Here is a 2,520-nt window from a genome sequence, read left to right as displayed (position 1 = left end):
AGGCGGCCTGCTGACCGGCGGGCTTGCCGGCTTGGCCCAGGAGCTTCCATTCCCAGGGCAGCAGTTCGTGCAGACGCGATGTGGGAAGATCGGCGATACGGGCGAGGACGTCGGCGAGCCAGGCCTTGGGATCGACCTCGTTGAGGCGACAGGTCGTGATCATCGTCAGCATGATGGCGGCACGGTCGGCGCCACGCTGGCTGCCGGCGAAGGTCCAGTTCCGCCGTCCCAAGGCGATGCCTCTCAATGCGCGCTCGGCACAATTGTTGGTCAAGCAGATCCTGCCATCGTCGAGGAAGCGGGCGAAGTCGTCCCAGCGCCTGAGCATGTAATTCATAGGCTTTAGGACCTCGGAGGAGCGCGAGAGGGTTTCGCGCTCACGCAGCAACCAGGCGTGCATGACCTCGAGAAGCGGCTTGCTCTGTTCCTGGCGCACGGCACGCCGCTCCTCGGCGCCGCGGCCGTTGATGGCGCGTTCGATCTCGAACAATGCATCCAGGCGTCTGACCGCCTCCAGCGCGATCGGAGAGACCGGTTTGCCCTTCTTACCTTCCCGAGCATTTTTCTCGATGTCGGCCAGCTCGAAGAAGCCCCGTCGTGCATGGGCAAAGCAAAATGCCGGCGTAATCGGCCGCGCCTTCTTCTGCGGATCGAACAGCGGTTCGAACCCGCTGTAGCAATCGGCTTGCAGGATACCACCGAAGGCGACCAGATGCTCCTGGGGATGCTCACCTCGTCGGTCGCTCGAGGCGTAATAGACCGCCGCCGGCGGCGCGGGCCCGGCGAAGGGCCGGTCATCCCGCACATAAGTCCAGATCCGTCCGGTGGTACACTTGCCCTTCGCCAGGATACGGATGGTGGTGTCGTCGCCATGAAGGCGCTCGGCCGCGAGCACATGGCGTTCGATCAAATGGAAGAGCGGCATGACGGCGAAGGTGCCGTGGCCGACCTGGTCGGCCAGGGTCGACAACGACAGGTCGATCCCCTCGGCCTTGAAGCGCGCACTCTGGCGGTTGAGCGGGATATGCATGCCGAACTTGTCGAACAGGATCGTCGCCAGCAATTGTGGGCCAATGAAGCCGCGCGGCGTGGTATGGAACGGTGCGGGCGGCTGGCTGATCTTCTCGCAATCACGGCAGGTGAACTTCTCGCGTACCGTCTCGATCAACTTGAAGCGGCGTGGGATCTCCTCCAGCGTCCTGGTCACATCCTCGCCGATCTTCGCCAGCCGCGATCCACCGCAGCAGGCGCAGCTCGTTGGAGCCTCCATGACGACGCGCTCGCGTTCGATGTCATCCGGCCATGGCTTGCGCACCGGCCGCTTGCGCGTGAAGGAACGGACGTTCTGCGTCTTCGCCGCTGCGGCGTGCGCGGCAAGCTCATCCTCGCTCGCCGTGGTGGCGAGTTCTTCGAGCTCCAACTCCAGCTGCTCGAGCAGCCGTGCCGTGCGCTCGGAGCGCGGCCCGTACAGTTCGCGTTTGAGCTTCTCGATCCGCAGCTCGAGATGCGCGATTAGCGCCTCGTTGTCCGACAGCTCCGCCCGCGCACTGGCAGCCACCGCCTCGGCCTGCAGTCGCGCCTCACGCTCGGCCTGCAGCGCCGCCAGGGCACTTGCAAGGTCCGATGGAAGATCGTCCGGCTTCGATATCATGAAGCCAGTGAATCAGATCAAGCCGCAGATTCAAACCATAAAACGCTATCCGACCCGCGTCGGACGCTGGGTTTCTTGTGGGTTGCGCCAATCGATTCCGGACAACAGATAGCTCAACTGCGCCGGCGAGATCGTTACCGATTCACCGGCAACCGATGGCCAGATGAACCTGCCTCTCTCGAGCCTTTTGGTAAACAGGCATGCTCCCTGGCCATCGTGCCAGATCACCTTCACAAGATCGCTGCGGCGACCGCGGAAGACGAACAGATGACCGTTGAGCGGGTCTTTGTGCAGCACCTCCTGCACTTGGAGTGCCAACGACGGAAAACCTCTGCGCATATCGGTGTAGCCTGTCGCGAGCCACACTCGCGCGCCTGTCGGAACCGGGATCATCGGCGCACCAGGGCATCGAGAACGCGACGCAGCGCGTCTCCATCGACCTCGCCATCGACCCGGATCCGGTGTCCGCTACCAAGATCGATCTCGATGATGCCCTGGCTCTTCCGTCGACGCGCCGGCGCCGTCGTCAATGGCACTTCGGCCACATCCCGCGGCCGCACAGACGGCCCAATCTCGACCGGCACGAACGGAGCTATACTCGTCTCACCGTGCTTGCAAAGCTCTTTGCGCCACCTGAACAGCTGGCTCACATGAAGGCCGGCCATGCGAGCCACTTCGGAAACAGTGGCTCCGGGCTCGAGCGATGCTGCAACCAGCCGTTCCTTCTCATCTCGCGACCACCGCCGCCGCCGCTCGACCGATGTGATCACCTCTGCCCGCGAAATCGTCATAGCGCTTCTCCTAGGATTACCCCTAGGACCTGCAGCGCTCGCCTCCGTCAAACAAGGCGGCCGTCAACGGAGGCGTAC

3 protein-coding genes are annotated in these 2,520 nt (G+C 63.6%); all 3 read right to left on the bottom strand.

Annotated features, from left to right (window positions below):
• Nucleotides 1-1,651 (bottom strand): IS66 family transposase (gene tnpC / locus XI06_RS13035; RefSeq protein WP_271605500.1); only part of this gene is annotated, 1,651 nt, incomplete at its 3' end.
• A gap of 45 nt (nt 1,652-1,696) precedes the next feature.
• Entirely contained in the window at nt 1,697-2,044 is a 348-nt protein-coding gene (tnpB, locus tag XI06_RS13030; RefSeq protein WP_038936775.1) for an IS66 family insertion sequence element accessory protein TnpB, read from the bottom strand.
• Complete coding sequence (tnpA, locus tag XI06_RS13025) at nt 2,041-2,442, bottom strand: IS66-like element accessory protein TnpA (protein WP_271605499.1); 402 nt, start codon at nt 2,440-2,442, stop codon at nt 2,041-2,043. The genes tnpB and tnpA overlap by 4 nt, the downstream gene beginning before the upstream one ends.
• Nucleotides 2,443-2,520 lie beyond the last annotated feature (78 nt).

It is taken from the genome of Bradyrhizobium sp. CCBAU 11434 (genome assembly GCF_028128895.1).
Lineage (GTDB): Bacteria > Pseudomonadota > Alphaproteobacteria > Rhizobiales > Xanthobacteraceae > Bradyrhizobium > Bradyrhizobium zhengyangense.
The sequence above is the reverse complement of the archived record's forward strand: the minus strand, read 5'-3'. Positions and strand labels throughout refer to the sequence as shown.